Genomic DNA, 25873 nt, shown 5'->3' on the forward strand with positions numbered 1-25873 from the left:
TTAAAAGAGGTGCCGCTATGCTCGCTCAAAATGAATACTTATCCTTGGATGCCACGGAAATGGCGAAAATGGTCAAAAATAGAGATGTCACCCAGGCTGAACTCGTTGATGCTAGCACGAATCGGAAAGAAAAAGTGAATCCGGCGTTGAACGCCGTCATTTATGACCGAAGCAATCGCGCGAAAGAGCAACAGCATTTGCGTGGTCCTTTTTCCGGTGTGCCCCTTCTTTTAAAAAATATTTCCCAATCGATCGAGGGGGAGCCGATGACAGCAGGGGCGAAGGTAATGAAAAACAATATTGCGAAGCAGGACAGCTACTTGGTCCAAAAGTTGCGTGAGCAAGGGTTTGTTTTCACAGGTTATACGAATACGCCAGAGTTTGGGTTGAAAAATATTACGGAGCCTGGGCTCTATGGTCCTACGCGGAATCCTTGGAACGTAAACCATTCTCCGGGAGGATCAAGCGGCGGGTCAGCGGCTGCTGTTGCTTCTGGGATTGTGCCGGTTGCAGGTGCAAGCGATGGCGGCGGATCCATTCGAATTCCCGCTTCTTTGACAGGACTATTCGGCTTGAAACCAACGAGAGGGCGTATGCCGGTCGGGCCAGGCACGGGAAGGCAATGGCAGGGTGCGGCCATTGATTTCGTACTTTCGAGGACAGTTCGTGACAGTGCCGCACTCCTTGATGGTCTGCAAGTCCTACAACCGGAAGCTGCTTTTCATTGGCCTCGATATGAAGGGGTTTATGCAGACGATATGTCCAATCCCTTTGCGAAGCCGCTGCGGATTGCTTTTTCAAACCGCTCGCCTGTGGGAACCGAAGTCTCAGAAGATGCGAAGGAAGCGCTCCAAAAAGTCGTAACGTTTCTGGAGACGGAAGGGCATGAGATTGAAGACGTTGATAATGGGATTGATGGTGTTGCGCTAATGGAACAGTATTACCTTATGAACAGCGGTGAAATGGCCGCGCTGAGGGTGAGTATCGAAGAATCGCTCGGACGTGCGCTTACGCCCGATGATATTGAAATCGAGACGTGGGTGCTCAGTGAAGCGGGACAAGCGGTGAGCGCGGCAACGTTCACGCGCAGCTTGGCAGCCTGGGATACGGCTGCGGCGAAAATGGCGGAACTCCACGAATCATACGATCTTTATCTAACACCGGCAACCGCATTTACAGCACCGAGTGTCGGTGAGCTCACGCATTCTGAAGCTGAACGTCAGAAACTCATCCAAGCCATCGAACATGAAAAACACGATCCGCTGCCGGTGCTTTATGATATGTTTTTGCCAAGTCTTAAGTATTCGCCATTTTCCCAGCTCGCGAATTTAACCGGACAACCGACAGCATCGATGCCTGTTCATGTCGGACGAAATGGATTGCCGATCGGTGTGCAGGCGATGGCGGCGAAAGGCAATGAGGATCTTCTTTTGCGCCTTGCTCATCAATTGGAACAATCAGATCTTTGGGAAAGTCGTGTGTGTTTTGGGGAGTGACCGTAATTAAGTTAGGGAAATGGAAAAATTTTCAGAGGTGTTCGTTCACAAGGTTCACTCGGTAATGCGATAATTCGCCTTAACCCGGCAAATCACCCGCTGCATCTAAAATTTGCTCCATGGCAAAAAAGACGCATGGAATACGCTCGGAATGGACATTATCTTTCTTTTCGAAGATATTTTCAAGTTTATAATGCTGTTCGGTCAGAACATACTGTTCCAATGTTTCGTTGGCAGGATCGACAATCCAATACTCGGGGATTTGGTAGTCTTCATATGTGTAAAGTTTATCTTGCTTGTCTCTTTTGATGGAATGCGGGGATAAGATTTCAGCCACCAAATCAGGCGTGCCCTCAATGCCTCGCTGTGTGATGATTTCCTTATTGTTACGGTGGATCATAATAAGGTCAGGCTGACGAACTTCCGTGTTTGCTAAAATAAGGTCGATGGGCGAGACAACTGAGATGTATTCATTTTCACAACTTCCCATTAGGGTGGATAGCAACCTGGAGCAAATCACTTGATGCTTGGGCGTGGGAGCGGGTGACATCAATTCTAAAGCACCGGCGGCTAATTCGTAACGACGACCGTCATCGGGAAGTTGTGCATAATCATCATAAGTCGCGGGTTGTTCTTGGATGGTCGATTTTTTATCTTGCGGCTTCTTCATTTATTTCACCTCCATCCATAGTATATCATAGGATTTTCACCCGGGTTGTGGTGTGGGAATTGATAGGATGGGATGCACGTCGGACACTTTCTCTTCGCATACCTGAAAGTGTCCGAACCAGTTTGATCTTTGATTATTTCACAAACAACCTCCGTTCAAAATCCGTCAACGTTTCACACCCTGTTTCGGTCACTTGAAACGTTTCGCTTACTTCGATGCCTGAACCATCGATCCAGAGTCTAGGGATCATGTGAAAGGTCATGTTCGGTTGCAACACTGTTCGGTCCCCTTGCCGTAAATTCGCGGTATGGCTTCCCCAATCGGGCGGGTAATTAGAGCCGATGGAATAACCAAGGAAGGTATCTTTTAAAACGCCGTGTTTTTCCGCCGTTTGTCGCCAAGCGTATTCAATTTCTTCACATGTTACTCCTGGTTTGACCGTATCAAGCGCTGCGTGTAATCCTTCTACACAGTGTTTTCCGGCTTCTTTTATTTTCTCCGGCGTTTCACCGATGGCGATGGTTCGCGACAGTGGTGCGTGATACCTGGCAGAACAGCCGGATAGTTTCAAAATGGCGAAATCATTCGCATGGAATTTTCGGTCGCTCCACGAGACGTGGAGGGAGCTCGTATCATCTCCCGATGGAATTAACGGTGCCACCGCCGGATAGTCGCCGCCAAATGCATCGGTGCCGGCGATCAATTCATGGTATACTTCGGCAATGACATCATTTTCGCGTACGTCGGCCTCTATTTTTTCAATGCCTACGCTCATCGCATTTTCTGCCAATGTTGCCGCCATTCTCATGTAGGCAATTTCTTGATCGGATTTCACGAGGCGAACCCAATTTACGAGCGCATTTGCGTTCCTGAGTTTGGCGCTTGGCAACGCTCGTTTTAATGCTTCATAGGTTGCAGCCGTGAAATAATACATATCCATTTCCACGCCGATCGTCCGGTTGGATTTCCCCATAAGATGAACGAGCTTAGCAAAAAAATCCATCGGATGTTTTTGATCGGAATGATAATACTCCTCGGGGCAAGGAATAATGTTTTTTTCATTCATCCACGCCGTTATATGCGCGCCATTGGCATCTTGATCTCGCCCGATCCACATCGGTTCTTCTTCATCCACACTCACCACTACGATTTGACCGACATAAAATGTCCAGGCATCATAGCCGGTGAGATAATTCATATTAGCCGGATCGGTAATGAGCAAGACATCCATCCCTTTATCCTGCATCTTTTTCTTCGTATGATAAAGCCTTTCCCTGTACTCGGACAGATGGAACCGGAATGTTCTTTTGGTAATAAACATCCACTCCTCGATGTGACTGTATAAAACAGCTATATGATCTGATTGTCGTCTTATACCGAAAAAATAAACCAGTATCGCGCAAATGCACGTTTCAGGATTTCCGTACGAATTTGATCAAACGAATCACGCCGGCAACGTTCGCGACAATGCTTGCGGCTAAAATCATCAGCCACAGTAACATACTCATGTCGGGGAACCAGAGTAAAAGGAAGAGTAAAACGAAGCCGGAAAACATTAAAAGCATACCATTTCGAAGTAAAGGGTCGATCAGGCATCAGTCCTTCGTGGTTTTACCAAGATTATACCAAACGTTTGCAAATCCATCGATCAACATTATAATTGTGGCAGGACGTTTCGCAAGGAGGGTACGTATGGCAGAGAAACAAAAAAATAAATTGTTTTCCTGGGTCGATATCGTCGTGATTGTATTGCTCATCTTTTTGGTCATTACAATGGATTTTAATAATATGACCGCGATGAACTGGTTCGCGATCATCATCTTCGGGGTTTATGTTCTTCTTTTCATCGTAAAGTTTTTTCTGGACCGGAATACAAATGAATAGCGTAACAAATGAGTATGACGGTATCTTGAATGCCCATGCTCTTTTTTATGCTAAAAAAGTTACCCTTGACGCCTTTTTCGCATTTAATATATAATCCTTATAAGAATGCTTGTGATTATAAGTGATAAAGGAGGAAAGATTACCGATGAAGGTGAATTTGGAGCAGGTAAATAAAACGTTTCCCAAAGGCAAAGATGATTCGCTCCACGTCCTCCATGATATAGATCTCAAGATTGAAGCAGGGGAGTTCGTTTCTTTGTTAGGCCCTTCGGGCTGCGGGAAATCCACGATCTTGAACCTAATCGCCGGTTTGGACAGTCCCACTTCCGGCGAGGTACTGGTAAATGATAAAAAAGTAAAAGGGCCCGGAACGGATCGGGTAGTCGTCTTTCAACAGGGCGGGCTGTTTCCGTGGATGAATGTGCTGGATAACGTTACATATGGCTTGCATTTGAAAAAAATGAGCAAAAAAGAAGCGGAAGAGAAAGCAATGGAAGGGTTACGGATGGTACATCTCGGCAATTTCACAAAAGCTTTCCCTCATGAGCTCTCAGGCGGAATGAAACAACGGGTAGCGATTGCGCGTTCGCTCGTCATGGATCCTGACGTGCTTTTAATGGATGAACCTTTTGCCGCGCTTGATGAACAAACACGTATTATTTTGCATCAAGAGCTTCAGGAGATTTGGCAAAAGACCGGAAACACAATTTTGTTTATTACCCATAATATTCGTGAAGCATTGACGCTTTCGGAACGAGTATTATTAATGAGCACGCGTCCGGGGGAAATCAAACAATCGTTTACCGTGCAGGCGGCGCGGCCGAGGGATCCTGCCGATAGCGTACTGGTAAACTTGGAAAAACGCATCATGAGCGAATTGGAAGAAGAGATGGAGAAAGTGTTGAAGGAGGAGTTTGGGGATGATTACCGCCTTAAGACGAGTGCTGTTCGTGATCGTGATCGTGACCATATGGGAGATTATATCTAAAACCAATCTATTCCCAACATTCATGTTTCCTCCTTTGCTGATCCCAAATGATCCGGGCGGGATTACTGTATTGGGCACACTCGTCGACGGCCTCATCACGGGGCAGATTCTTGAAGCGACAGGGGTGACGCTTGGGCGTTTATTGATCGGTTTTGCCATTGCGGTAGTGCTCGGTCTTACGTTTGGCTTTTTGATTGCTCGTTTTAAATGGGTCAATGACACGCTTGGTTTTTTTGTCACTGCCTTGCAGTCGATTCCGAGCATTGTCTGGTTTCCGCTTGCAATCGTCTGGTTTGGACTCGGGAATGTGGCGATTTTATTTATTGTCGCCATTGGCGCGACGTGGACGATGACGGTGAACTCCAGTGCCGGTTTTAAAAACGTACCGAGCATTTACTTAAATGCTGCCCGCACGTTGGGGTCATCGGGGACGCATTTGGCACGGACGGTGATTTTGCCGGCTTCGGTGCCGCACATCATTTCCGGTCTTCGTGTCGCTTGGGCGTTTGCGTGGCGAGCGATTATGGCCGGTGAACTGCTCGGGGGAGCCGGAGGGCTTGGCTATCTATTAGATATGGGTCGTTCGTTGCAATCGATGGATCTCGTGCTGTCGATCATGATCGTGATCGGAATCATTGGGACGATTATGGATAATCAAGTATTTTTAAGAATGGAGCGCTCCGTCGCCAGAAAATGGGGACTTGGAACTTAATGGAGAGGATGAATGACATGAAAAAAATAATGGCCGGCGCCGGTGCTTTTCTTTTATTGGGAGTTGCCGGATGCGGCGGTTCAGAAGAAAATGCCGAGGAAGTTCACATAGGCTATTTCCCGAATTTCACGCATATTACAACGGTTGTGGCTCTTGAAAATGGTTACTTTGAAGAAGAATTCGGAGACGATATCAATATTGAAACGTCGACATTCCCAGACGGCAGTGCGTTTATGGAAGCCATGTCCACAGAGGATTTTGACATTGGGACGGTTGGCCCGTCACCGGCAACGACGACGTATCAGCGGAATCCGGAGCATGAAATCGTTGCCGGAGCCGTGAACGGGGGTGCAGTTCTTGCCACGCGGGAAGGTGCGAACATTGAAAGTGTCGAAGACCTTGATGGCATGAGTGTCGCCATTCCGACGATCGGTTCCACACAAGACATTATGTTGCGGGAAGCGTTAAGCGATGCAGGATTGGAGGTTGAGGATGCCGGAGGGACGGTAAGCATGGTTCCGCAAGCGCCGGCGGATACATCAACGCTTTTCCTGCAGGATGATGTGGATGCCGCTGCTACTCAAGAACCATGGGGTGTGTACTTGGAAAATCAAGCAGATGCTGACATCCTCCTCGATGAAGAAGAATTCGCTTGGGGAACCGAATCAACAACAACGGTCGTTACGGCTCGCAATGCATTTACGGAAGGGAATCCGGATTTAACCGAAGATTATATGCGCGCCCATATCCAAGCCGTAGATTTTATTGAAGAAAACCAAGAAGAAGCCGTTGAAATATTCATTGAACATATTGAAGAGATTACCGGCGATTCGCTGGATTATGATGAAACACTGGAAGCCAGCGACCGGCTAAATCCTACGTACGAAATTAATGAAGACGTTCTCCAAGATATGGCCACCATCAGCTACGAAGCAGAATACATGCAATCGGACGACATCGACGGATTGGTAAATACAGAGTTTTTAGATACAGTGTTGGAAGAGGAATGATGAATGAGAAGGCCCCCGGCGTAAGGTCGGGGGTTCGTCGTTTTTGGGAACTTATAGAATAATCGAGCGCGTATTTACCAACTTAAAGTTCATCAACAAACCATAATACCTGTTTATATAATTTTTGTAAAAAAATGATGATTGGCAGGGACCGCTACGGAAAAACACGACGCTTTCCGTGGGCCCCAAGCTCAGTCTCCCCGGAAAAAAGACGTTCGCTTTTTTCCTGCGGGGTCTTCGCCCTGCGCTTTCCCACAGGCGTCTACGTGTTTTTCCTTCGCTCGCTAGTGTTATCACCATATTTAATCACGAATATCAACCATTGATTTTAGTGTTGACCCTTTTCGATAAAAACTTGGTCTTGTTTGAGATGTTCATCTGTGTATTCCCCCCATGGTATCTCTTTGTCTTGCAAAACCTGCATGAAACCTCCAATGGATAGGGCTGACAATTCAGCAGCTCGTTCCATAGATATTGCTCTTTCAATAAAGAGTGAAATGGCTAAAGAAACACGAACTTTATCATTTAAGGACTCCGAATGATCAAGAAATTGCAGTATTGGTAAAAAATCGTTGGGGATGGTAACCTGAAAGCCATCATTTTTGTTTAATGACATGTAAAACACCTCTTTTAGGCATAAGTTACTTTTGTTTATTATACAACTTTTCCGGTTTGCAAGTATACACTTGGAGGGTCCTGGCTTAAGATCGGGAGGTATTAAAAGTCCCAGATTCATTCATTAAATGCGAAGGGTGTGATACGCTTGTCCCATACAGCGTTTTATGAATTTTGGTGAAAGGATAATCATCTATGAAAGTAAATGAGATACGGCAAAAACTGCAAAACCGCAAGAAAGATGAGTTACAAGAACTGATTGTGGAAATGTATAAACAGATACCCAAAAAGATGCGCGAAACAAAGGAAATTGACGAACTGATCGACAATCCCGATTTATTTAAAACCAGGAAGCAAAACGCCAAGAAAACCGTACAAATGCCGGATTTTGCGACCGTCGAGGATGAAGTGAAAAATTTTATTAACAATGCCTACAAACAAAATTATGTGGCTCCCAATCGGATTGTCCCCAAAAAAGAACGTTCACAATGGCGTTTTACCGCCAAAAGACTCGTTGATCAGTTGACAACACTTGCCGCTCAGCCGCAAAATGCCAAAGCGAGTACAGCCTATTTAGAAGAATTGTATAAATTATTGTGTTATGCTTGCGGCTATTATACATTTGCAAGTGACGAACCATTCCATACGATTAAAATTCCACAGCCGGATTTTTTTAAACGAGTTATCTCTTTGAAAAAGCAGATAGAAGAGAATCCGGACCGATGGATTCGGGAATCATTGTTGTTGATTATGGAAAACGATATTGACTTCGAAACGTTAACAGGATCGTTATCGGAAGAGTTATTGGAGATTCTTGATAATGCCCCACTCAAGGAAAAAGCGGTAAATATAGCCGAAAATCTAGTGCGGGAAAAAGAAGCGGATATCAGCAAGAAAGAGGGTAAGCATGTCAAGTATCGCGATGAACGGTATATCAACGATTTAGTAGAGATGATCGTGATGACACAAAGCGCGCTTGGCGAATACGAAGAAGCTCGTACATTTTTCAAAAAGCACCACATGGCCAGAAATGACGAAGTGAAATTATACATTTTGCTGAAGCAAGTCATGGCTTATCAGCGGGTGGAGGATTGGGTGCGTGAATATGAATCCGCTGTCCAAAAGGGCATTCAGCCAAGGAAATCACTGCAAGACATGGCTCGCTATATCAAACGGGGAAACAAATTTCCGAAATATATGTTTTAAATCAGGACAAGATGCGAATATACAAAGATAACAAAATAAACCATTTACAATTCACTGCGTGTGTTTTTTTAAAATGTCTTTTTTCGAGTAGTCCAAGATGATCGAAAGACCATGACGTTTGAGCAATCACACCTCGTTAATTTGCTATCAGAAAGATGTTATTGTATTCTGAAGTTAGAAAAGGTATATAGTTAAAAAGACTGCGCGGTGTGGTTGCACCGACAGTCTCCCAATAGAGCAACCCTTACCATGGGATTTGTTCACCTATTGTTTAGATGAAGTAGCCACCCTCTTGGATTGCGGCCCAGGGGTGGTTACTTCTTTTTTTTATCGTCATGTTTCATCATCAAGACCACTAACGTGGCCACGGCCACACAAAGCATGGCTGTTTCATACCTACCCTGATCAAATATAAAAACAGGTTGTCTCATTTTGACAACCTGATTGTAAAATAGAATCTGATCAACGCTTCTAATCTTCATCCCTTAATTTCTTTACTTCATCGAGATCAAGACCTGTTATTTTAGCAACTTTGTCAGGGGGTGTTGATTTCAGCAGTTCTCTTGCTATTTCTTTCGCTTTTTGTTGTGCAGCTTCTTCTATTTCCTTCTCGAAGATTCTTCCGACCTTTGTCATGCTTAACCACTCCCTTATTTTGGTCGCGAATTCATCATCAACAAACTTATCGGTTGCTGTTAGTATGCCTGCAATCACTTGGACTTGTTCTCTTTCGTCGGGTATATTTTTTGCCAAATTGACGGATTCCCACGCCATTTCTTCGCGCGTCTTTGTACTGTGCATTAACGGGAGAATACTCAACTTCATGAGATCTTCTTGAGTTAAGGGTTCTCCCTTTCTTATTTTAGCACTTATTTGTTTCAAAATCACATCCCCATTATGCTCACTGAGTAGAATAGCTCTTGAATGAATGCCTACATCTCCGGCGTTCAATTGGTTTCCGACCGTCGCTACATCACTAGTATATATGACAATGAGCCGGATGGGCTTGATGAGTTTCTCTTCACGATATACCCGATCCAATACTCTATGGGCATAGTTCAGGTATTTGATGTGATTTTCAGCGATGCGGTTATTACTTTCATACTCCAACATAAGAATGGAATCATCTTCGAGCAGAAACTGTGTATCCGTGCGTCTTTCATCGGCCTGAACCTTAGGCATGTTGTTGGGGAGCAATTGTTTGATTTTAAGCATAGCCTCGATGCCAAAAGCATCAAATGTAGCATCTTTGTAGAGTTCGCTCAGGAATTTAAATAGTACATCCTTATTGTGATACGTGATCCCTTCCGACATATTTTTTCTCTCCTTTTTTGAGCTCAAAATTCATGGTTGATTTTCATTTGTCGTTTCTGCGTCTGTTTTGGTCGTAACTGATACCCTTATGGCCACTTTCCGGAAGGGATATATCACATTGATCAAAATCGTTGCTAGGAATCTCCTTCATATCTTCTTTACGTCTATCTCTGAATGTGGGGTCAATGGCTTGCATGTCTTTTTCCGTGAAATTGCCTTTTCGGAATCCGGTATCCTTTTCGCAGTGTTTTACCGGGGCTGTTATCGATGCTGTAATCAATTTTCTCTTCTGCAATCCATTTATAGACGGTTTGTTTATTCACATCAAAAAGTTCCGCGACATCTTTGACTGAATAATATTCTGAATTAATATTCATTTTGGATAAGTGAACGCGTGCGGCCGTATTCAGTTCTAGAATCAGTTTTTGAATATAGGGATCAGCCAAATCCATTTATTTTTCAGTTTATTCAGCCAATTTAAGAATAATGTCATGGGCAATTTTTGTTGAGTCAACCATTCACAGTCACCTCCATCTTTATTATATCACATGATCACGCCTGTTGATTATCCATAATTTAACACACCTAACTTATAGAATCGTTTCCAATTGTTCAACATCACAGCCATCTCCGAGGCCCAATCCACCGGCAAATTTTGAGCAAGAAGGTGTCTAGTAAACGTAATAAATGACAAACGCTTGAATACATGCATTTTCGCCGTCCATTGGAACAACCAACGTAAAAGACGTATGCGATGAGGGCTGCATAAAGCTGATTAAACACCGCATTGGGGGTGGTTCCAAACAGTGTGGGCACATGCAAATATTGTTTGATCCATCGAAAAAAGGACTCCACAGCCCAGCGTTCGCGATAGATGTCCGCAATTTTTTCCGCAGCGACATCCTTGAGATCGGTGACGACTCGGATCATTCCCGTGGTCATCATTGAAAAACACGACACGATGCCTTTTCTGGGATCGAACTTGGGAAGAGCCGAGTTGACAAGTGATATCACGGGTCACACGCGATTCTTCATGTGGCAAGCGTTTTAATGATTGAGGTCGAACGATCGCTACATTTTCCTTCATTCGGATGACAAACGATTGCTCGTCATCAATGAATCGATCGATACGCTTAATCTTGAAATAGGCCCGGTCTTCGACGAGCGTATAATCGGCGTTGACCAGTTGTTCGCCAACCGGTCCATCATGTTTTAAGCCACCGGTCTCTTCGACTTGGAAAGGGCTACCGGTTGAAGGTTTATGAGCCACGTGGAGCTTAACACCCGAACGTTTCCCATGATAAACCGCCCAAGGAAGACGCCCCTCTCCTACGGTAATCGTCGTGGAATCAATGACCAAAAGATCTTTGTCCAAATTTAAGGCTCGGCGAGTGGTGCGATTGCACATGGATACGACCCTGTGGAAAAGCTTTTTGAAAATCGTATACGGAACATGTCTGGCTTTTTTAGACAGAGCCGTGTGATCGACCTCCGCCAAGCCGTATGATCCGCCTTCCGTGGCGGACTGGCGATAACCGCTCCATTCATGGACGGAGGCACTGGTCAAATATTGGAGGAGCGTGAACACATCCACTTTTCGTGCTGTGTCGTTATAACCAACCTTTTCTAACAAGGGTTTCAACTCATCATCAATATGAAGGTTTTGGAGTAGATTTGGGAATGTGGTAGACTTATTCAAGAGAGACATCCTTTCTTGAGTGTTGTTTTCCTACCTACATTCTACGAAAGGATGTCTCTTTTTGTATAGATTTCCTTGGGTTTTATTGGGAAATCAACAGGCGTGTCACATGATTAAACTTAGTAAACTTTTTATATTTTTTCGTATGTCCCCAATCAATTTCCCAAAAAAAGCATGAAATATGATTGAAATAAGCACGATAAGGGAAAGGGAAAATTATGAGATGACATAGCCCAAGGAGGTTTTTTCATGGGAATGAATGTTACACAGAAATTGATCAGCGATCACCTTGTTTCCGGAGAAATGAAACAAGGTGAAGAGATCGGCTTGAAAATTGATCAGACGTTAACGCAAGATGCAACCGGAACACTTGTGATGCTTGAGCTTGAGGCGATGGGCATCGATCAGGTGAAAACGGAAGTTTCCGCGCAGTATGTCGATCACAATTTAATTCAGGAAGATCATAAAAATCCCGATGATCATTTGTTTTTGCAAAGCGCGACGCAACGATTCGGCATCCATTTTAGCAAAGCCGGGAATGGGGTGAGCCATCCGGTCCATATGCAACGACTCGGCAAGCCGGGGAAAACGCTCGTAGGTTCGGACAGCCATACGTGTGCGGCCGGTTCTCTCGGAATGCTAGCCATCGGTGCCGGCGGAATGGAAGTTGCCATGGCGGCCGCCGGAAAACCTTTTTATGTAAAAATGCCGCAAGTATGGGGCGTGAAGCTGACCGGCGATTTGCCGGATTGGGTGAGCGCAAAAGATGTGATTCTGGAATTGTTGCGCCGTCACGATGTTAAAGGCGGCAGCGGCAAAATCATTGAATATTACGGTCCCGGCGTGAAAAAGCTTTCGGCGATGGATCGTCACGTGATCGCCAACATGGGGGCGGAACTCGGGGCAACGACGTCTGTTTTCCCGTCGGATGAAAACGTGAAAGACTTTTTGACAGCTGAACAACGCGGGGGTGATTGGACTGCGTTGGAGGCAGACGCGGATGCCACGTATGATATTAATGAAGAGATTAACATGTCCGAATTGGAGCCGCTCATTGCGAAGCCGTCCAGCCCCGGCAACGTCGTGCCGGTTCGCGAAGTCGCGGGTGAACCTGTCTACCAAACGTATATCGGTTCATCCGCTAACCCGGGTTACCGCGATTTCGCGATTGTGGCGCAAATTGTTAAAGGCCGCACGATCGCCGAGGGCGTATCCCTCGACGTGAACCCGTCATCGCGGCAGACGTTGTCGGATCTCATCAAAACGGAAAATCTGTTTCATTTGATTGATGCCGGCGGACGCTTGCATCAGGCCGGTTGCAACGGTTGTATCGGTATGGGGCAAGCGCCTGCATCCGGGAAAAACAGTTTGCGTACGGTGCCGCGGAATTTCCCCGGCCGTTCGGGGACGAGAGAAGACAGCGTCTTTTTATGCAGCCCCGAAGTAGCAGCAGCGGCAGCTTTAACCGGAAAAATCACCGATCCGCGTGATCTTGATATGGATTATCCAACTGTCGATATGCCGGAGCCGACCATTAACAATGACTTGCTTGATGAACCACTTCCGCTCGAACAAGCGCGGCAAGTTACGATCGAAAAAGGACCGAACATCGCTTCGATCCCGGATTTTGACCGCCTCCCGGATGAACTGGAAATTCCGGTCGGCCTTAAAGTCGGCGACAATATTTCCACGGACGAAATTCTTGCCGGTGGTGGACGGGTGCTCCCTTATCGAAGCAACCTTCCGGAAATTAGTAAGTTCACCTTCGAAAAAGTCGATGAAACTTATTATGACCGGGCAATGGAACTAAAAGAACAAGGCGGTCACGCCATCATTGGAGGCAGCAACTACGGGCAAGGGTCCAGCCGTGAACACGCCGCCCTCGCACCACGGTTTTTAGGGCTGCGAGTCGTCATCGCGAAGGATATCGCCCGTATCCATTGGCAAAACCTCCCCAATTTCGGTGTGTTGCCGCTCACATTTGTCAACGAAGCCGATCACGACAAAATCCAGCAAGGCGACGTGATCAAGCTGACAAACTTGCGGGAATCCATCCAGCAATCCAATAAAATGAACGTCGAAGTCAACGGCAAAAAAACGATTGAAGCCCAACACGGCTTGTCCGAACGCCAAATCGAAATTTTGCTCGAAGGCGGTTTGATCAACTGGGTGAAGAAGGGTGAAGTGCCGAGTTAAAATGTATAGAGAGTACAAAAACCAACTCCGAGCGGGGTTGGTTTTTTCACGTTAAATCAATGGTTCTTCACCAAAATCTATGGTTGATATAAGTGAATAATATTGGTAATGACATTAACTAGCGGAAGAAAAGCACGGAGATGCCTGTGGGAAAGCTTGGGTCCCAAGAAAAGTGTCGTGTTTTTCCGTAACGGTGATCATGAGACACCTCCAAACCCGCTTCTGAGGACTGATCGGGCACAAAAACTGTATATTGAGTCCTCCAAACCCGCTACTGAGGACTGATCGGGCTTAAAAACTGTATATTGAGTCCTTTAATCCCGCTACTGAGGACTGATCGGGCACAAAAACTGTATATTGAGTCCTCCAAACCCGCTTTTGAAGACTGCTCGGGCTCAAAAGCAGCTATTTGTCAACCATAGATTTTAACGTTGACCCAAATCAATGTCTAGTTAAATGATAGGCTGCAATAGCCACTTCCGTAGCCACACGCACATGGGGATTTGTGGTCAATTCCCACCCCAGAAGTTGCTCTATTTTATCTAAACGTTGATAGAGGGTTTGTCGTGCAATTTGTAACTCTTGCGCCGATTGTTGCTTGGAACAATTGAGTTTTAAATACACGTGTAGTGTATGAAGGAGGGTGCTATTTTTGTCGCGATCGTAACGAAGAAGGGGAGACAGATAAGTGTGTATAAAACCATTAATAGTAACATCATCTAATTTAAGTAATAATTGGTATGCGCCAATGTCTTCATAGAAGTGAAACGTGGCGTTGGTTTGCATATTGTCCAATTTCATAACATTTTCAGCTTCTTGGAAAGCTAGATGAGCTTCGAGAAGCTTATGATACGTTTGGCTGGTAAATAAATGTAAATGAAAGTTTTGAGAAGTCTTTTCCAGTTGTGCAACGGTTTTCGCTATTCGTTTCTTTTCTTGATCATCGAATTGCTTATCTACAGAAAGCACAAGAAATGTATTGTTCTGGGAAATAGTGATAAATGATTCCAACCCATGTTTTTGGAAAAGAGAACGAATATGACGCATCGCTTGATATTGCAAAGCTCGTGTATCTGTCGACTGGTCCGAGGGTTCGCTCATTTTGACAACACAAATACGATAAGTTAAATCACTGTTTATGGATTTGTATAATTTAGAAAGAGCTTCATTCTCCGTTTTGATTTTTTGCTCGATTAAGTCATGAATCCAAGAGTGTTCAGCAAGAAGTTTCTTTTCTTCCGTATAAAAGATGCGAAGGAGATTTTGGGCTAGTGAAGCGGTTGCTCGATCTAGCGCATGCGTTTCAAATGATGTTAAGGGCACACAACTACGCATTAAAACAAATCCCCACTTTTGACCCATCGCTTCGATAGGTTTGAGGCGGAAAGATTTTTGTCTTTTTTCGTCAAACCAACTACCATTATTTTCAGCCGCCGTACTTGTTTTGTGCACTTCAGACCTTACCCGGGTCTGTTCTTGTTTATCTAAAGCCGGGAGAAAATAAGAAGTATCATCCGTTGGTAAAAATATAAGTTCTCTGTCAGTAACCGATTGAAGTTTTTTTAGTATTTTCATATTGCCGTGAGCATGCAGCGTCAATTGGTGAAATTCGTTGGATAATCGGTCAAGTTCAGATAATTGGTGGTGTTGGGAATTAATAAGTTCTGCATGAACATCGTGTGTGATATCGACAAATCGGACGATCGATGTAAAAACAATGATGGGGAATTGATGTGTGTCTGCAAGTTCAATCATATCTTTAGGGACAGCAGAAAAGTGTTCTCCCAATTCAATGCATAGGCAGGCAACATCATTGGCGATCAATTTTTTAACATAATCAACACCTCGGCCATCAAGTGCTACCCCGGTACTTAAAATCATTTCATTTCCCCGGAGCAAGGTCTCAAATTCCGTAATTTCCAATACATGGACCCAACGTACATCCCGTTTTAGGTCTGCTTTTTGATTGACTACATGGGCACTTTCGAACATTGGCCTCTGTAAAATTTCTTCGACCGTACGCACGAGAACAATCGCCCCCCCTTTTGTATGTTCATAGTGTAAACTAAATAATCTAAAATTTAAACATACTGTTACCTTTTCCAATGCAGAAAGTTTGGTACATTGATTATATCATATAGAAATCTTCATATTCGAAAATTATTACCAAGGAGACTGGACGAATGACTGAGATATTAAAAAATTATATCAATGGTGAATGGAAAGCATCCGGAAGTGATGGAGAAGATGTCTATAATCCTGCAGATGGAGCGGTCATTGCGCATACCCCTCATTCAACGTTTGCAGATGTCAATGATGCCGTCCAAGCTGCTCGAGATGCTTATCAATCTTGGCGAAAAACACCGGTGCCAAAACGAGCAAGAGTCATGTACACTTTTCATGAATTGCTTGTTGAGCACCATGAAGAACTTGCCGAGTTGCTTACCAAAGAAAACGGAAAAACGTATAAAGATGCACACGGGGAAGTCCTGCGCGGTATCGAGAACGTAGAATTTGCTTCCGGTGCGCCTGATTTAATGAAGGGCGAAATGTTGCCGGATATCGCCAGCGGCATTGATTCAGGCATGTATCGGTATCCCGTTGGTGTTGTCGGTGGTATTACACCTTTCAACTTTCCGATGATGGTGCCTTGTTGGATGTTTCCATTAGCTATTGCTTGCGGGAACACATTTGTGTTGAAACCATCGGAACGAACACCTCTTTTAGCACAACGATTAGCTGAACTTTTAGAAGAATCCGGTGTACCAAAGGGCGTCTTCAATATTGTAAACGGTGCCAAAGATGTGGTGAACGGATTATTGGAGCATAAGGATGTCGATGCCATTTCTTTTGTCGGCTCTGAACCTGTCGCCAAACATGTTTACCAAACGGCGTCACAGCACGGCAAACGTGTGCAGGCACTCGGCGGCGCCAAAAACCACGCGATCGTCCTTAACGATGCGAATCTCGATAAAACAGTGCAAGGCGTAATTAATGGGGCATTTGGAAGTGCCGGGCAACGGTGCATGGCAACATCGGTCTGTGTTGTTCAGGAAGATATCGCGGATGCATTCGTTTCCAAACTGAAAGACGCGTGTGATCAACTAACCATCGGTGATGGGCTTGATGAAAACGTGGACTTGGGACCGGTGATACGTGATAGCCATTTACAAAAGGTTCATAACTATATTGAACTGGGCGAGGAACAAAAAGCGACGTTGACCCGTGATGGACGTAAGGATGTGGAAAAAAACACGGATGGTTTTTATTTAGGGGCTACGATCTTTGATCATGTAAATACAGATATGACGATTTGGAAAGAAGAAATTTTTGCGCCTGTTCTTAGTATTATTCGAGTGAAAGATCTTGATGAGGCGATCGCCTTGACCAATGAATCGGATTTCGGCAACGGCTCCGTTCTTTACACGGAAAGCGGGTCGGCCGTCCAGCAATACAGGGATGATATTGAAGTCGGGATGCTCGGGGTCAATGTAAATGTGCCGGCACCTATGGGTTTCTTTCCGTTTTCAGGCTGGAAAAACTCCTTTTACGGGGACTTGCATACAAACGGACGGGACGGCGTAGAATTTTACACCCGCAAGAAAATGCTCACCAGTCGTTGGTTTAGTTAAGTTCTTTAGAAAGGATGATCGATATGAGTCAGAAAACATCACAGGAAACCCTGTACGAAAAAGACGAACAATATATGTGGCATCATTTAAAACCTTATCAAAAGGATCAAAACCCAATGGTGATCGATAGCGCAAAAGGTGCATGGATTACCGATATTGAAGGCAACAGCTATTTGGACGGGATGTCGGGATTATGGTGTGTAAACGCTGGTTACGGGCGCGAAGAAATGGTTGAAGCAGCGAGTGAGCAGCTTCAACAAATGCCCTTCCACCCGCTTTCGAACAGTCACATTCCCGGTATCCAACTGGCTGAAAAGCTTAATCAATGGCTTAGAGACGACTATCGGATTTTCTTTTCAAACAGCGGATCGGAAGCAAATGAAACCGCTTTTAAAATTGCAAGGCAGTACCATCACCAAAATGGGGAACCGCAGCGTTATAAATTCATTTCCCGGTATCGTGCCTATCATGGCAATACATTGGGAGCGCTTGCCGCTACGGGTCAAGCACAGCGCAAGTTTCGGTATGAACCGCTTGCTCCGGGGTTCATTCATGTCCATGCCCCTGATGAATACCATCTTCCATCCGGCCAGTCATTTGAAGCGTGGAGCTTGGAATGCGCTCGCATGATGGAAGATACGATCAAATGGGAGCGGCCGGAAACCGTGGCTGCCGTCATCATGGAACCGATCATCACCGGCGGCGGTGTATTGATCCCTCATCCTTCTTATGTTAAGGAAGTTGAAAAGATCTGCAAAAAATATGGGCTCCTTTTGATTAATGATGAAGTGATTTGCGGTTTTGGACGCACTGGTGAAAACTTTGGTTACCAAAATTACGGGATTGAGCCTGATATCGTAACGATGGCCAAAGGAATTACCAGCGGGTACTTACCGTTGGCGGCGACAGCCGTAAAACAAGAACTCTATGAGCCTTTTAAAGGGGAAGAGGAAAGCGATCATTTTCGACAAGTGAATACGTTTGGGGGCAATCCCGCCGCTTGTAAATTAGCAATCAAAAATATGGAAATTATGGAAGAGGAGAACTTAGTTGCTCGCTCTAAAGCGTTAGGAAAAAAAATCATGGAAGACATTCAGCCATTGGAAGATCATCCAAACGTCGGTAACATTCGACAAATGGGCTTGCTTTTCGGGATCGAGCTCGTGGCAAATAAAGAAACAAAAGAGCCGATTTCAAATGAAGCAATTGGTAATATGATCGCTGAGTGTAAATCTAGGGGTCTGATTGTCGGCAAAAATGCGGATACCGTTGCGGGGCATAGCAATACGTTAACCCTGGCCCCACCTCTCAGCATAACCGATGAAGATGCGGAAATGATTGTGCGGACGTTGAAAGAGGTTTTTCATGAATGAATATAATCAGTACTTGTAGTTTATTGAGGTGATCATGTTGAAAATCGGGATTCCAAAAGAAATTAAAAACAACGAAAATCGTGTTGCAGTCACCCCGGCAGAGGTATTCCAGTTAAGAGATGCCGGGCATGAAGTTATCGTCGAATCAGAAGCAGGGATAGGAGCCGGGTTTACAGATCGGGAGTACGAGAAGTCAGGGGGCGTAATAGCTACTGCAGCCAAGGATGCGTGGAATAATGAAATGGTCATGAAAGTAAAAGAGCCATTGCCGGAAGAGTACGGCTACTTTTACGAAGGATTAATTTTGTTTGCTTACTTGCATCTGGCAGCAGATGAAAGATTAACACAAGCTTTAATCGACGCAAAAGTAACGGGTATAGCGTATGAAACCATTCAATGGGAGGATGGAAGCCTCCCCTTGTTAACTCCTATGAGTGAAGTTGCAGGGCGTATGGCTTCACAAATTGGTGCTCAATTCTTGGAAAAAATGAAAGGGGGACGAGGAGTTCTTCTTAGTGGGCTTCCTGGTGTCCAACGTGGCAAAGTATGCATTATCGGCGGAGGTGTCGTAGGGACGAATGCTGCTAAAATTGCTGTAGGCCTGGGGGCTGATGTAATAATAATTGATCTCGATGCCTCGAGGCTCCGTGAAATCGATGACTTATTTGGAAATGACGTTCAAACATTGATGTCTAACCCGGTAAATATTGCAGAAACTGTAAAAGAAGCTGACCTTGTGATTGGAGCGGTTTTAATCCCCGGCGCAAAACCACCTACACTTATAACTGACGAGATGGTTCAAACAATGAAAGAGAATGCAGTCATCCTTGATGTTGCTGTTGATCAAGGGGGAATTGTGGAGACAATCGATCAAATAACCACCCATGACGATCCGATTTATTATAAGCATGACGTCGTGCATTATGCAGTGGCCAATATACCAAGTACTGTACCGAGAACAGCTACGATTGGTCTTACGACTACTACGATCCCTTATGCTTTGCAGATCGCAAACCATGGTTTTAAGAAAGCTAGTTCGAACCACTCTGTGATTCAAAAAGGGATTAACACGTTCGATGGATATGTTACTCATCAAGCAGTGGCAAAGGCTCACGGCATTGCGTATGAAGACATATTCGGACAAATCATTGAGAAAGTGTAGTTTTAACGAATGATGAAGTATGGGGGGTACTTTTTGGTTTGAGTATGGGGTGCTCCCTGTTTTGATTTTAGCAAGGCTAGGCCAGTCTAATGACTTTTGAAGAAAATGAAACCGCTATTATATAGTGGGGCAACACCACCATCAATAGAAAGCGAAAGCTTGAGCACTATACATTTATCACGCTAATGTTATTATGAAACACCTTAGTGGCTCTTACGGAACAAGGGGGCTTATCGAAAGGAATGCAATGTCATAATGTATCAGTATTCCGCATATTTTATGTGTGATTAGACATGCGTATGGATCGAGAAGTGTTCAATGTATTGACGCGGGGATGAAAAATATATGAGCTTTTTAATGTTGAGGAAACCTAAAGTTAGATTGGAGTCATTTATATGAAAAATAGCCTCCGTGTTGCTGGTGCTATAGTAGGTACAATTATTGGAGCCGGTTATGCCTCAGGTCAGGAAGTTCTTCAATTTTTTTCAAGTTCTGGATGGATAGGGACTTTAGGAGCTATTATTACTATTGGACTTTATCCTTTAATTTGTTATTACGTAGTAGTATTGGGACAAAGGTTTCAAAGTTCTTCTCATAAAAATGTTATCTATCAAATTTGTGGAAAATACCTTGGTTTTGTAGTTGATATTTTGTTAGCGTTTTTCTATTTTGGCCTTGGTGTAACAATGGTAGCAGGTAGTGGCGCACTTTTTTCACAACAATTTGAAATAACTCCAGTATTCGGATATATGATTTTGACTATTTTTGTTATATTGACATTAATTTTAAACATAAGAACAATAGTGACAATACTTAGCTGGATTACTCCATATGCATTCGTATTATTTATCATCTTAGCGATTTATTCTATATCGATCAGTAGTCTTGAAATTTCAGAATTAGATAGTGTCGCGATGAATCAGCTTTCCGCTTCTCCTCATTGGTTGTTAAGTGCAATTCTTCATGTATCGTTTAACCTTGGTGTAGGTTTTGCAATGATGGTGGTTATAGGGGGAGCAGAAAAAGATAAAAAAGCAACTAGGCGAGGAGCTATCATAGGGGGGATAATCCTTGGTCTTATAGCATTAATCGTCCATCTAGCCGTCTATTTGAACATTGATATGCTAGAAAATGCCGAAATGCCAATGTTAATACTTGCTACAGATATTAGCCCGATAGTTGGCATCTTAATGGCTTTAGCTCTATTGGGTATGATTTTTAGTTCAACAGTGCCTTACTTATATGCATTTACTGCTCGATTTTTTCAAGCGGATACACGTCAGTTTAATATAGCTGTCGTTTTTGTGGGTATAGCCGCTTTCTCATTAGGCTTTGTAGGCTTTTCTGATTTAGTGAACACCGTTTATCCTCTGATGGGATACCTAGGTTTTGTTCTAATAGGAGCTTTGGTTGTGAATGTATTTAAAACCAGAAGACAGAAAATAAATACAGCAGGGTCAAAGAAAGAAGTGTAGACAGGCGCGTTGATTTACCTTAAAATACCTTCTGACATGAAAAAGAAAACTGTTTACTATCAGATAAGTCCTTTCGAACATGATCTGCGGACTCAAAACGGTGCTCAGAAGCCAAAGGAGTCCTCAGGAGCATGATCTGCGGACTCAAAACGGTGCTCAGAAGCCAAAGGAGTCCTCAGGTCTGGGTTTTGGGGAGCTGTAATGGCTGGCGAATGCCAAATTAATCCGCAAATGAATGTAACATAACACGGTATGTTTAATACCCTTTTCGTCTAAACCCTTTTGTTGGAAAAATACGGATAATCAACGCGCCTGAAGTGTAGAAAACATTCTAAACCGAAAATAAATCATGATGCCGAGATAGCAAGGCAATAGGAAATTAAACATCGAGGAAGTGATAATAAATGAAAGCGCCAGTGATTAAGCAATAATTACTGCAAGAGTCACTTTATTCAAAATGTACTTGTCCATGCACCGTTCAAAAAAATTGGTGCACGGATCAGGGAAGGTATTCAACCGTTAGAAGAAAATCCGGTCTTGAAGCCGATTAGCCTTTAATGTTGAAATGTTGCCATGCAGATTATTCCTCTGTAAAACCCGTCCTCAGCCCTTCTCCTGGTTCAATCACAACTTTATGACCAGTATCTCGAAGTTGGGACACCTATGCCGGTGTAATCCCAGTTCTATGTTCATTGTTCTAATTTCTTTAGAATTTCGATATCCAATATTATCTTCGTGTTTACAATAAGGGTTTTATTATAGCTCTAATCATTCTTGAAAACCTTTCTTCAACGTTCGCACAATCATCTTCGCAGCTTCGTCAGTAAAAGTGGAGGCGCCAACATCACCGTTTTGTTGTAACCCGCGACGATCTCAGCATTTGTACCAATAATCAATCCTCAGATCGCGTGTCCATACAAGTTAGGAATTGTTCCATCGAGCGGCAATGAAAAATCCTTCCGAAAGAGGAAGGGAAGTAACCAACTGAGGAAATAAAAACCTTGTTACACTGGTATCAGTGAATGCCAAAAGCCTATATTACCAATGAGGAGGAGCTTTTAATGTCTGAGGAAAAGAAGCTTGTAGAATATATGGAAAAATATACAGATGAATTTTTAGACATATTAAAAGAAGCCGTGAATTTAGAATCACCGACTGAGGGTAACAAGGAAGATTTAAAAAGATGTAGGCATTATTTTGAAAGAATCTTTTCAGAGATAGGTTTTAAGTGCAATGTTGTACCAAGTAATGACAGTCGTTATGGGGATCATCTTCTAATGGAATTAGGAGAGGGTGATGAACAAGTACTTTTTGTAGGTCACTATGACACTGTGTATGAAAAAGGATTATTTAGAAATATTTGGAATCAAGAAGGTTCGAAAATATGGGGACCAGGTGTATTTGACATGAAGGGTGGAGATGTGCAGGTTTATATGGTTACAAAAGCACTAAAGGATCTTGACCTGTTACCTGAAAACAAAAAAATTGTATTCTTCTTATCCTCCGATGAGGAAGCGGGTAGCCCTACATCACATATGCATTATAAGGAGTTAGCAAAAAAGAGCAAAGCTTCCTTTGTTATGGAACCCACTTTTGGTGGTTACTCCAACGGTTTGACAATTGGACGGCTATGCCGGGGGAATTACACATTTGTTGCAGCAGGAAAGCCAGCACACTCCGGTCAAGAACCTGAAAAAGCTGATAGCGGTTTGAAAGAACTGGCACAGCAGGCTATTTACCTTGAAAGCCTGACTGATCTAGAAAAGGGCATGACAATTGCTTGTACTTGTTTAAACAGTGGCAAGGCTGGCTGGCCTACTGTGCCAGGTGGTGGAGAACTTACTATTGATGCTAGGTTTTCTTCAGCCGAACAGGCAAAACAGTATGATTCAATGTTTCAAAATCTGAAAGCATTTAACCCAGCGGTTAAAATAACAACTAAGGGCGGTATAGAAAAACCACTTTTTGATGAAAAAGACCCTAAACACAATGCCCTTTATGAAAGTTCCAAAAAGGTTGGAAAAATGTTTGATATGGAGATGAAGGGACATATTGGGAGAGCAGGCACTGACGGTAATTTTACTGCTGCCGTAGGTTGCCCAACACTTGATGGTATGGGAATGACTGGAGATTTCGCTCATCAGCCGGACAAGGAATATATTAATACAGACGATATTGCTGTTAGAGGTGCTTTCGTAGCACGTATGGTGCTCGAGGTTTTAAGAAATGAGTAGTATATTGTGCATAGTTCGTGTGGCAGAAAAGCTTAATCATAAAAAATTATGAAATTCTTTCATTTCGTTGGAGAGCTTAATAATGTCATTATTTAAACGACCCACATGCTAGAGCAGGTGGATTTGGACATAAAATGTCCGCGACTGAAAGGCGCTTTTCAGACTGAAGTCTGCTGAAAGACCTTAAGCTCAAGCATATGGTTTTTGACTGGAACTCAATCATCAATCCTAAATATATCGTCCCTCTTCTCGCTAGTCTGATTTTCGATGTCATTTCGAATGATTTCTTCCGTAACATTTCCTAGTTTCTTTCCATGTTGCAAAGATCTTTGGAGTTAAGATCCTAGATAGGTGCCAAAATTACTATAGTGCAAGACGGTTGAAATAATTGATCACCGTAGTTGTGACGCCAAAATAATAGAGCAAAGCCCGAAATTAGTCGTCATCCGACGATTGTGGTGCCAAAAACCGACCGGCCAAACCAAGTTTTGTACTGCCACGAAATGTCTTGGCTACGTACGTAATCATAGTTCATCGGTCGATTGCAATTCATGTACTTTAAATTCATCATCTTCGAGCATTACTGTTGTAACGGTTCTGAATTCCGTTGTTTCGGTTCCGTCATCGCTGTGTATATCGAAAACTTCGATTGACGTCACTTCCCATTCCTCTTCCGAAACGGCATCTACTGATTCAAGCGATGTTTCGACATGGGTTTGGGTAATATTTTCTTCTGCCAAGTAATCAATATAGTCTTCATGTTCTTGAGCGCGCGGACCATCAGATGTCATCAAACCTTCTACAAGGGAGAAATCTTGCTCATTAATCGATTCTACAGACGCTTCATTAACGTCGTAGAGAAATTCTTCCAATTCACTTTCGTCGACCGTTTCCGATGATTCTTCTTCACTATCTTCTGATCCATCAACCGTAAACGCTTCTGAATTCGATGGCGTCCCAAAAGAAAGCGAAGCACTTGCGGAATGATCGTCCAGTAACCACTCTTCACTATCCGTGTCATACACAGCCGTAAACTGTAGGTCGGTCTCTTCATCCGAGCCATCGCTTTCATAGTGAACATTGGCATCAAATGTTGTTGTATATTGATCTTCGTTGTCATTCATCGAAAATGAATCAAGATCGTAAACGATGTCTTGAAGTTCTCCGTCCCATGAATTATCAGCATCGTCCATTCTATCGAATTCCTCATTCATACTGTCAATGTATTGGTCGGTCACTTGTACATACTGATCCTCATCCAAGTTTTGATAAGCATCCGCCCATGTGTCGACATTTTCATTTACCATGTCCATGAGTTGATCCTTCAGTTCTTCTGAAACAGTTGGAATTTCTAAAGACACATTGGTACCGGTGATTTCCTCTTCTTCACTGCTCGCACTACCCCAAGGATAGTCATGTTCAGCATGAATCGTCATGGAACCATCTGTAACGACGGGACCAAGCTCCGAGTCCAACTCTTCTACCGTCATGTCAAGCGCATCGCCATTCACATACACATCGGCTTCCGGTTCATTCGAATCAATATGTATGTACTCGCCATCCAAATTCAGGTCGACTTGTATTTGATCTTGGGGGGCTTCGATCAAATTCAATTCCTCTTCCTCTTCCAGTGTGACATAATCATGGTCTAGCTCCGCTTTTACCGTATATTGACCAGGGGCAATAGGTCCGATTTCCTGTGAAAAATCGTCTTGGTCTGCAACAGCAATTTCTTCTTCATCCAAATAGATGGCTGTATCTGCTTCATTTGTCGTTATATTTATATAAAAAGGAGGAACTTCAAATGAATAAGCATCAAAAATGTTCCAGTTGTTACTGTCCGAATTCAGTTGAAAAAGAGAGTTATCCGCAGAATTAGCTGCAAATTCTTCATCTTCATGATCCATATACTCGGCTTGTTGACGTAACGAGGAGATCTCCTCGTTGACAAAAGAGGCATTCCCCTCCATATACTGCACCAACCCCTGAAAGTCATCCGATTCCATTTCCATTCCGGGGTCACTGCTTGTAACCATCGCGGCAAGTTGTTCCGTATCTCCCTCGGTTAATGCTTCCTCAAATTGATCAACAGCTCTATGTTGATCAAAAATAGATGCTGTTATTTGGTACGTGATAAAAGCGGCTAAAAGAACGCCTGCTGAAACAAGCATCGTCCATTTCTTTTTTTTGCTTAACGAACCTTTTGT

Annotated in this window: 19 protein-coding genes and 1 pseudogene; 12 read left to right on the plus strand and 8 right to left on the minus strand. The window is 43.7% G+C overall.

The genetic code is table 11. From position 1 onward, the window contains the following. Positions 1 to 17 precede the first annotated feature (17 nt). Entirely contained in the window at positions 18 to 1496 is a 1479-nt protein-coding gene (locus HUG20_RS01700; protein WP_200087330.1) for an amidase, read from the plus strand. A 79-nt stretch (positions 1497 to 1575) separates the two neighbouring features. Here the strand turns inward: HUG20_RS01700 and HUG20_RS01705 are convergent, their stop codons facing one another. Together HUG20_RS01705 and HUG20_RS01710 are read right to left on the minus strand one after the other, a co-directional pair. Then, entirely contained in the window at positions 1576 to 2166 is a 591-nt protein-coding gene (locus HUG20_RS01705) for a Uma2 family endonuclease (protein ID WP_200087332.1), read from the minus strand. Positions 2167 to 2299: 133 nt separating this feature from the next. Beyond that, entirely contained in the window at positions 2300 to 3487 is a 1188-nt protein-coding gene (locus tag HUG20_RS01710) for a M24 family metallopeptidase (protein ID WP_200087334.1), read from the minus strand. Between the two features lie 371 nt (positions 3488 to 3858). Here HUG20_RS01710 and HUG20_RS01715 point away from each other — a divergent pair, with 371 nt between their 5' ends. The 4 genes from HUG20_RS01715 (at position 3859) to HUG20_RS01730 (ending at position 6760) form a co-directional block, all read left to right on the plus strand. After that, a complete protein-coding gene (locus HUG20_RS01715; RefSeq protein ID WP_200087336.1) occupies positions 3859 to 4050 on the plus strand; it encodes a hypothetical protein in 192 nt (63 codons plus the stop codon). 145 nt (positions 4051 to 4195) lie between these two features. After that, a complete protein-coding gene (locus HUG20_RS01720) occupies positions 4196 to 5038 on the plus strand; it encodes an ABC transporter ATP-binding protein (protein WP_200087338.1) in 843 nt (280 codons plus the stop codon). After that, the gene (locus HUG20_RS01725) at positions 4971 to 5750 is read left to right on the plus strand and encodes an ABC transporter permease (protein ID WP_200087340.1); all 780 of its coding nucleotides are present in this window, start codon (positions 4971 to 4973) and stop codon (positions 5748 to 5750) included. The genes HUG20_RS01720 and HUG20_RS01725 overlap by 68 nt, the downstream gene beginning before the upstream one ends. Positions 5751 to 5767: 17 nt before the next feature. After that, a complete protein-coding gene (locus HUG20_RS01730; RefSeq protein WP_200087342.1) occupies positions 5768 to 6760 on the plus strand; it encodes an ABC transporter substrate-binding protein in 993 nt (330 codons plus the stop codon). A 328-nt stretch (positions 6761 to 7088) separates the two neighbouring features. On the opposite strand, the gene HUG20_RS01735 is transcribed toward HUG20_RS01730, so the two are convergent. Further along, a complete protein-coding gene (locus HUG20_RS01735) occupies positions 7089 to 7376 on the minus strand; it encodes a UPF0175 family protein (protein ID WP_200087344.1) in 288 nt (95 codons plus the stop codon). A gap of 194 nt (positions 7377 to 7570) precedes the next feature. On the opposite strand from HUG20_RS01735, the gene HUG20_RS01740 reads away from it, so the two are divergent. Continuing rightward, entirely contained in the window at positions 7571 to 8581 is a 1011-nt protein-coding gene (locus HUG20_RS01740) for a hypothetical protein (protein ID WP_200087346.1), read from the plus strand. A gap of 471 nt (positions 8582 to 9052) precedes the next feature. On the opposite strand, the gene HUG20_RS01745 is transcribed toward HUG20_RS01740, so the two are convergent. From HUG20_RS01745 to HUG20_RS01755, 3 genes and pseudogenes are all read right to left on the minus strand, one after another. Next, positions 9053 to 9895, minus strand: coding sequence for an RpnC/YadD family protein (locus HUG20_RS01745; RefSeq protein WP_200087348.1), 843 nt, complete (start codon positions 9893 to 9895; stop codon positions 9053 to 9055). 182 nt (positions 9896 to 10077) lie between these two features. Beyond that, the gene (locus tag HUG20_RS01750) at positions 10078 to 10347 is read right to left on the minus strand and encodes a helix-turn-helix domain-containing protein (protein WP_200087350.1); all 270 of its coding nucleotides are present in this window, start codon (positions 10345 to 10347) and stop codon (positions 10078 to 10080) included. Between the two features lie 166 nt (positions 10348 to 10513). Further along, positions 10514 to 11603 (minus strand): annotated as a pseudogene (locus HUG20_RS01755) (IS4 family transposase). A 240-nt stretch (positions 11604 to 11843) separates the two neighbouring features. Here HUG20_RS01755 and HUG20_RS01760 point away from each other — a divergent pair. Then, positions 11844 to 13790, plus strand: coding sequence for an aconitate hydratase (locus HUG20_RS01760; RefSeq protein WP_200087352.1), 1947 nt, complete (start codon positions 11844 to 11846; stop codon positions 13788 to 13790). A 441-nt stretch (positions 13791 to 14231) separates the two neighbouring features. On the opposite strand, the gene HUG20_RS01765 is transcribed toward HUG20_RS01760, so the two are convergent. After that, a complete protein-coding gene (locus tag HUG20_RS01765; RefSeq protein WP_200087354.1) occupies positions 14232 to 15815 on the minus strand; it encodes a PucR family transcriptional regulator in 1584 nt (527 codons plus the stop codon). A 158-nt stretch (positions 15816 to 15973) separates the two neighbouring features. On the opposite strand from HUG20_RS01765, the gene HUG20_RS01770 reads away from it, so the two are divergent. The 5 genes from HUG20_RS01770 (at position 15974) to HUG20_RS01790 (ending at position 23666) form a co-directional block, all read left to right on the plus strand. Next, positions 15974 to 17422, plus strand: coding sequence for a CoA-acylating methylmalonate-semialdehyde dehydrogenase (locus HUG20_RS01770; protein ID WP_200087356.1), 1449 nt, complete (start codon positions 15974 to 15976; stop codon positions 17420 to 17422). A 23-nt stretch (positions 17423 to 17445) separates the two neighbouring features. Further along, positions 17446 to 18795, plus strand: a complete 1350-nt coding sequence (locus HUG20_RS01775; RefSeq protein WP_200087358.1) for an aspartate aminotransferase family protein — start codon at positions 17446 to 17448, stop codon at positions 18793 to 18795. A gap of 37 nt (positions 18796 to 18832) precedes the next feature. Further along, positions 18833 to 19957 carry an alanine dehydrogenase gene (gene ald / locus HUG20_RS01780; protein ID WP_200090342.1) on the plus strand — a complete coding sequence of 375 codons (1125 nt, stop codon included), beginning with the start codon at positions 18833 to 18835 and terminating at the stop codon, positions 19955 to 19957. Positions 19958 to 20352: 395 nt separating this feature from the next. Further along, on the plus strand, positions 20353 to 21432 hold the full coding sequence (locus HUG20_RS01785) for a YkvI family membrane protein (protein ID WP_200087360.1): 1080 nt from the start codon (positions 20353 to 20355) through the stop codon (positions 21430 to 21432). 1061 nt (positions 21433 to 22493) lie between these two features. Further along, the gene (locus HUG20_RS01790) at positions 22494 to 23666 is read left to right on the plus strand and encodes a M20/M25/M40 family metallo-hydrolase (RefSeq protein WP_200087361.1); all 1173 of its coding nucleotides are present in this window, start codon (positions 22494 to 22496) and stop codon (positions 23664 to 23666) included. Between the two features lie 524 nt (positions 23667 to 24190). On the opposite strand, the gene HUG20_RS01795 is transcribed toward HUG20_RS01790, so the two are convergent. Continuing rightward, positions 24191 to 25837, minus strand: a complete 1647-nt coding sequence (locus HUG20_RS01795; RefSeq protein WP_246476494.1) for a zinc ribbon domain-containing protein — start codon at positions 25835 to 25837, stop codon at positions 24191 to 24193. Between the last annotated feature and the right edge of the window lie 36 nt (positions 25838 to 25873).

This window comes from Salicibibacter cibi, from assembly GCF_016495865.1.
GTDB classification, from domain to species: domain Bacteria; phylum Bacillota; class Bacilli; order Bacillales; family Marinococcaceae; genus Salicibibacter; species Salicibibacter cibi.